At 62.9% G+C, this 5,436-nt stretch carries 7 protein-coding genes and 1 pseudogene; 1 reads left to right on the top strand and 7 read right to left on the bottom strand.

From position 1 onward, the window contains the following. A pseudogene (locus LQT98_RS18865) lies at window positions 1-241 on the top strand (hypothetical protein); the annotation flags it as partial. Between the two features lie 264 nt (window positions 242-505). Here LQT98_RS18865 and LQT98_RS18860 read toward each other — a convergent pair. The 7 genes from LQT98_RS18860 to LQT98_RS18830 form a co-directional block, all read right to left on the bottom strand. Beyond that, a complete protein-coding gene (locus LQT98_RS18860) occupies window positions 506-1,219 on the bottom strand; it encodes a glycoside hydrolase family 73 protein (RefSeq protein WP_231464289.1) in 714 nt (237 codons plus the stop codon). Next, complete coding sequence (flgN, locus tag LQT98_RS18855; RefSeq protein WP_048407826.1) at window positions 1,200-1,625, bottom strand: flagellar export chaperone FlgN; 426 nt, start codon at window positions 1,623-1,625, stop codon at window positions 1,200-1,202. The genes LQT98_RS18860 and flgN overlap by 20 nt, the downstream gene beginning before the upstream one ends. Beyond that, the gene (gene flgM, locus LQT98_RS18850; RefSeq protein ID WP_048407825.1) at window positions 1,626-1,895 is read right to left on the bottom strand and encodes a flagellar biosynthesis anti-sigma factor FlgM; all 270 of its coding nucleotides are present in this window, start codon (window positions 1,893-1,895) and stop codon (window positions 1,626-1,628) included. Window positions 1,896-1,985: 90 nt separating this feature from the next. Continuing rightward, the gene (locus LQT98_RS18845) at window positions 1,986-2,678 is read right to left on the bottom strand and encodes a Crp/Fnr family transcriptional regulator (RefSeq protein ID WP_231464287.1); all 693 of its coding nucleotides are present in this window, start codon (window positions 2,676-2,678) and stop codon (window positions 1,986-1,988) included. A 223-nt stretch (window positions 2,679-2,901) separates the two neighbouring features. Next, window positions 2,902-3,885, bottom strand: a complete 984-nt coding sequence (locus LQT98_RS18840) for a flagellar motor protein MotB (RefSeq protein WP_231464285.1) — start codon at window positions 3,883-3,885, stop codon at window positions 2,902-2,904. 13 nt (window positions 3,886-3,898) lie between these two features. Further along, window positions 3,899-4,765: a flagellar motor stator protein MotA gene (gene motA / locus LQT98_RS18835; protein WP_048407823.1), complete on the bottom strand. Its 867-nt coding sequence runs from the start codon at window positions 4,763-4,765 to the stop codon at window positions 3,899-3,901. 17 nt (window positions 4,766-4,782) lie between these two features. Continuing rightward, window positions 4,783-5,436, bottom strand: a 654-nt coding sequence (locus LQT98_RS18830; protein WP_269326084.1) for an RNA polymerase sigma factor FliA, incomplete at its 5' end; no start/stop codon positions are given.

Below are 5,436 nucleotides of genomic sequence, written 5' to 3'. Positions count from 1 at the left end.
GGGCCGCGCCGGCGGCCGCGCGCCGGGCACCGAGGGGCGCAACCTGGATCACTTCTGCTTCCGGGTGGAGCCCTTCGACGAGGCGGCGATCCGCGCCCACCTGGCGCGCCACGGTGTCGCCGCCGGCGTCACCGAGCAGCGCTACGGCGCCGAGGGCGACGGCCCATCCCTCTATCTGCAAGACCCGGAAGGCAATGTGATAGAGCTCAAGGGCGCGCCAAGCGGCGAGCCGTCAAAATAATACGAGTAATGACTTTTTAATTTGAACATAAATACTCTAGATATTGCCGACGCGCTGAATTGGCTAATTGCGCGACGCCTTGATTCAAGCGATGTCTCCAGCGTTATTCAAACAATCGTTTGGAGTAAATGCCGAAATTAAATGGCATTAAAGTGGTATTAAATATCATCAATGACAACTTGCCCGCTTCCGGCCAGCGCCCTGCGCGCAAAAAAGCCCCTGCGACGATAAGCGTCCAGGGGCTCTTGCTTGCAGCAGCCTGTTCTAGGGTTTCTTGCGGGCCAGTATCCCCGCCGCCACCTTTTGCAGCTTGTCGGCATAGCCTGGATCGGTGGCGTAGCCACCCTGGGCCAGCCCCTGGGCGAAGGCCTGGGCATTGCTGCCCACGCCCAGCGCGCCGCGGTAGCGCGGATTGCCGGCCAGCAGTTGCGCGTAGTCGGCGAAGGCGTCCTGCAGACCGGGATAGGCGCGGAAGCTCTCGGTGCGCTTCACATCGCGCCCGTCCAGGTGCTCGGTGGTCAGCGCGCGGCTGACTTCGCCCTGCCAGCCCTTGCCGGCCTTGATGCCGAACAGATTGTGGTTGCTGCCGCCATCGGCGCGGGTCAGCGGATGCTGGCCCCAGCCGGACTCCAGCGCCGCGTGCGCGGCCACCAGCTCCGGCGCCACGCCCAGCTTGGCCGCGGCCTGCTGGGCATAAGGGGCGATGCTGTCGAGGAAGGCCTGCTGATCGGCGCCGTAGGGCATGCTGCCACCCAACGTTGCATCGTTGACGCGCTGGCGCGCCCAAGCGCCTTCCGGCGACAAGCTGGCCCAGTTGTCCGAGCCGTTCTCGATGAAGTCGCGCACCTCGCTTTGCAGCTGGCCGCTCCATTGATCGGCGAAACGTTCGCCGCCCTGCCCCTGGCCCATCGCCGGCAGCGCGATCGCGTCGCTGTCGAAGTCCGCGCCGGCGCGCGCCTCATTGCGCACAGTAAACATCGCTGTCTCCATTCAGCACGCGGTTCATCAGTTCCTGCTGCTGTTGCAGCAGCTGGCCGTTGCGCAGGTTCAGGGTCTGGCACTGGCGGATTTGCGCCACCAGCGCGTCCCAGCGCTGGCGGCAGGCCGGCTCGACGGCGACCGGCAGCAGTTTGAGCACCGCGTCCATGGAGGCGGCGCGGCCGTCGCCCAGCAAACGGCCAGCCAGTTGCAGGCGCTGGTCGCGGCTGGCTTGCAGCGTGTCGCACTGGCCGACGATATCGTCGCCCAATTGCTTCAGGGTTTCAGTCTGGTGCGCCAGCGCGGCGGAGAATTGCTGTTCCAGCAATTGCTCCAGCTGGCGGTAGCCTTGCAGATCCTGCTGCACGGTGGCCAGCAGTTGTTTGAAGGCTTGCTCGCGGTTCATTCAGCGGCTCCGGTGATATTGCTCCACCAAGTCGGCCAGCCGCGCGGCGTCGAAACGCACTTCGCCGCGCGCCAGGGCGGCGCGCACTTCTTCCACCCGCTTGAGATCGATGTCCGGCAGCGCGCGCAATTCCGCCACCGCTGGCGCCATGTCCTGGCTCGCGGCGGGCGTTGCCGCGGCGGCGGGCGCGCGCGTCGGGGTTTCCACCGCGGCGCCTTGGCCGCCAACGGCCAGTTCGCGGCGTTGCGACGAGGTCGAGTTGATTTGCATAGTTTGGGAATCCGTCTTGTGTTGGCTGTGCGCTGCGAGCGGGCACGCGGCCCGCTCTCAACCTTTCAAGGCGACAGTCTGAAAAAAAACTTAAAAATTTACCGGTAACATTTTCAGAACGACGATGCGGCGGTTTTCCAGACGGATATAGCGGCCGAATACCAGTTCCTTCAGGATGCGCGCCACCATCTCGCGGGAAGAGCCGATCTGGTCGGCGATTTCCTGCTGGGTCAGTTGCTTTTTCAGCACCATTTCGTCGCCGTCCTGGTCTTCCAGCATCTGGTTGATCAGGATGCGCACGCGACCGTACACGTCCATCAGCGCCAGGTTCTTGGCCTTGGTGGACATGCGGCGCACCACTTGCACCAGGTGGCACATGATGCGGGTGCGCGCTTCCGGGCTGTGCGGCAGGCCGTCCTCGGTATCGAACAGCCGCATCAGGCTGTCGCGGCTGAAGGCCAGCAGGTGGCTGTCTTCGTCCGCCGCGCAGTTGGAGCTGCGTTCGCCGCTGTCGATGAAGCCGACCATGCCGATCAGCTCTCCCGGCGTGCAGATTTGCAGAATGTATTTCTTGCTGAGGCCATCCGAAACAAAGGTTTGCATGCTGCCGCTGGCCAGCAGATAGACCTCGCTGGCGTTGTCGCCCTCGCTGTACAGCGTTTCGCCCTTGCTCAGGCGGCGGCTGTCGGCCAGTTCCAGCGCTTTGTCCAGTTTGTCGTTGTCCAGGTGCCCGAACAGATGAGTGCCCTTTAACAAGGCTTTGATATTGTGGTTTTCATTCATGACCACGTCGTCCCCGATAGTCTTGCGATTGAATCGACTTTCCCGCAGATGTTTGCCGCCTTTTGGCGTCTTTTTTTGTCAACATCATCCGAGTCTTTCGCTCGAATTTTTATTAATCAGGTGCGGATTATAATATTAGCGGTTAACAAAAGTGTGAAAAAACACACATAAAAAAAGCCTGAAACGAATCAGGCTTTTGTTTTGAACCCAAAAAAATAAAAGTTCAGCGGGGAGTTAGGCCATCTTTCAGCGCGCTATTCAGATCGGATTGCTGTAGTGGCGAACTTACAACAGTGGTCTCGCGATTCCCGCTCTGTCCGGGCGTGCCGAACATCGCCACCACCGCCTGCGCCTGCTTGCTGGTCAGCACCAACAGCTCGATGCGGCGGTTATAAGCGGCCAGCGGATGCGCGGCGTCCAGTGGCGCGCGGTCGGCCATGCCCACCACTTGCAGGATGCCGGCGGCGTTCATGCCGCCTTCCAACAGATGCAGCCGCGCCGCCATCGCGCGATTGCTGGACAAGCCCCAGTTCGAAAACGAACCGAAGCCGGCGGTGCGGTATTGCGCGGCGTCCGTGTGTCCGACAATCAGCAATTGATTGTCGATATGGCCGAACATATCGCCCATATCGTGCAGCAGGCGCTTGAAGCGCGGATCGACGATGGCGCTGCCGCGCTCGAACATGCCTTGATTGTCGGTATCGTGCAGCATCACCCTCAAACCGTAGGGCGTGATCACGGTTTGCAGATTGCTGGCCAGGCCGGCGTCGCGGCTCATCTTGGCCAGCATGCCGGCCAGCTTTTCCAGATCGGCCACGCTGTCCAGCTTGCGCGGCGCCTTGCCATCGGCCGCCTGCTTGGCCACCTTGTTGCTGTCTTGCAGCAAGGAGTCGGCCTTGGTGGTGGTGGTGGGCTGACCGGGGATGGGATCGCGCGGAATCAGGCTGCCCGGCGGCGTGCCGCTATGCTCTATGCTGCGCGTGCCGCCGGCCTTCAAGGGGCTGCCGCCGCCGGCGGTCAGCAATTGCTGCAGGTTTTCCTGGTCGCGCGCGGCCAGCACCCACAGCACCAGGAACAAGCACATCAGCGCCAGCACGAAGTCGGCGAACGCCACTTTCCAGGCGCCGCCGTGTCCTTCGGAATCCTGGCGGCGCGACACCTTCTTGATCACCGCGGCTTCATGCTCGCGATTGTTCTTGTTCGCCATGCCCGCCATCCGCTTAGTTCACGCCTTCCAGCGTGTTGATCCAGGTTTCCAGCTGCGAGAAGCTGGGCTTGGTGTTCAGCTGCACCAGGCGGCGCCCGGCGTCGATGGCCAGCAGCGGCGGCTTGCCGGATACGTGGGTGGTCAGCACCACTTTCACCGATTCGTAGTTGGACAACTCCTGCTTGACCAGCTGGTGCATCATATTGGACAGCGGGTCCAGCACGCCGTAGCAGAAGAAAATACCGATGAAGGTGCCCACCATGGCGGCGGCCACTTTCTCGCTGATCTCGCCGGCGGTGGCGCCCTGGCTGACGCTGTTCATCGCCATCACGATGCCCAGCACCGCGGCCAGGATGCCGAAGCCCGGCATCGCCTCGGCGATCTTGTGCAGCGATTTGGACGGCTGGTTCAGTTCTTCGTGGATGGCGTCCAGTTCCTGGTCCAGCACGCCCTCCAGTTCATGGGCGCTGATCTTGCCCATCGCCATCAAACGGAAGTTGTCGACGATGAAGGCCAGCAGCTTGGGTTCTTCCAGCACCAGCGGGTAGCGGTTGAACAGCGCGCTCTGGCGCGGCGCTTCCACGTGTTCGTCCAAGGCCTTCAGGCCCTGGCTGGCGGTGATCAGGAGTTCGTACATCAGCAGCAGCAGCTGGCGCTGGAACTCCGCGTCGTATTTCTTGCGCATGCCGACGCGCTTGATCTGGCCGCCCATTTCCGTGAGCACGTGCTGGGGATTGCCCAGCACGATGGCGCCGACGGCGGCGCCGCAGATGATCAGCAGCTCCACCGGCTGCCAGATCACCGACAGGATGCCGCCATGCAGCATGAAGCCGCCAAAGACACAAACCAGCACGATCAGAATGCCGAATAATTGCTGCATGTTTTCTTTCCTCGGACTCAGGCCGCTTGTAGGCAGGCCTGCATTTTTTTCAGGGCGCTCTTGTTGATCTGGCAGACGCGCGCTTCGGTCAGCGCCAGCACCGCCGCGATCTCCTTGAGGCTCAGTTCAAATTCGTAATACAGCTGGATCACTTGCTGCTCGCGCGGGTTAAGCGCTTGCAGCGCCACCGTCAGCGCGCTCTTCAGCGCCAGCCGCTGCTCGGGATTGTCCTCGCTCGCCGGCTCCATGCCGGCGGCCATCAATTCGTCGAAGCTGGCCAGCGCCTCGGCGTTGTCGGCCAGCAGCGCTTCCTGGTAGGCCTCGGCGCTGAGGCCGAGCAACTGCATCGCCTCGGCTTCGCTGGGCTCGCGCCCCAGCTTGCGGCTGAGCAGGCGCAGGCCGTCGCGCACGCGGTGCGCCTCCTGGCGCACCGAGCGCGGCCGCCAGTCCAGCCGGCGCAATTCGTCGAGGATGGCGCCGCGGATGCGCAAAATGGCGAAGCCGGCGAACTTGTCGTCCGGCTCGCCGTAGCGGCGCAGGCTTTCCAGCAAGGCCATCAGCCCTACCTGCTCCATGTCTTCGCGGTCGAACACGCCGCCGGCCTGGGACGACAGCTGGCGCGCCACCCGCTTGACCAGGTGGGCATACTGGCGCAGCGCCTCGGCCTCGCC

This window comes from Chromobacterium aquaticum (genome assembly GCF_021129195.1).
Lineage (GTDB): Bacteria > Pseudomonadota > Gammaproteobacteria > Burkholderiales > Chromobacteriaceae > Chromobacterium > Chromobacterium aquaticum.
Note: the sequence above shows the minus strand (reverse complement) of the source record. Positions and strands in the feature narration are given on the sequence as shown.

What these genes read in the sequence shown, in the direction of transcription:
- LQT98_RS18860 (WP_231464289.1), bottom strand. Translation starts at nt 1,219, where the DNA reads ATGTTTACTGTGCGCAATGAGGCGCGCGCCGGCGCGGACTTCGACAGC.
- LQT98_RS18845 (WP_231464287.1), bottom strand. Translation starts at nt 2,678, where the DNA reads ATGAATGAAAACCACAATATCAAAGCCTTGTTAAAGGGCACTCATCTG.
- flgN (WP_048407826.1), bottom strand. Translation starts at nt 1,625, where the DNA reads ATGAACCGCGAGCAAGCCTTCAAACAACTGCTGGCCACCGTGCAGCAG.
- LQT98_RS18840 (WP_231464285.1), bottom strand. Translation starts at nt 3,885, where the DNA reads ATGGCGAACAAGAACAATCGCGAGCATGAAGCCGCGGTGATCAAGAAG.
- flgM (WP_048407825.1), bottom strand. Translation starts at nt 1,895, where the DNA reads ATGCAAATCAACTCGACCTCGTCGCAACGCCGCGAACTGGCCGTTGGC.
- motA (WP_048407823.1), bottom strand. Translation starts at nt 4,765, where the DNA reads ATGCAGCAATTATTCGGCATTCTGATCGTGCTGGTTTGTGTCTTTGGC.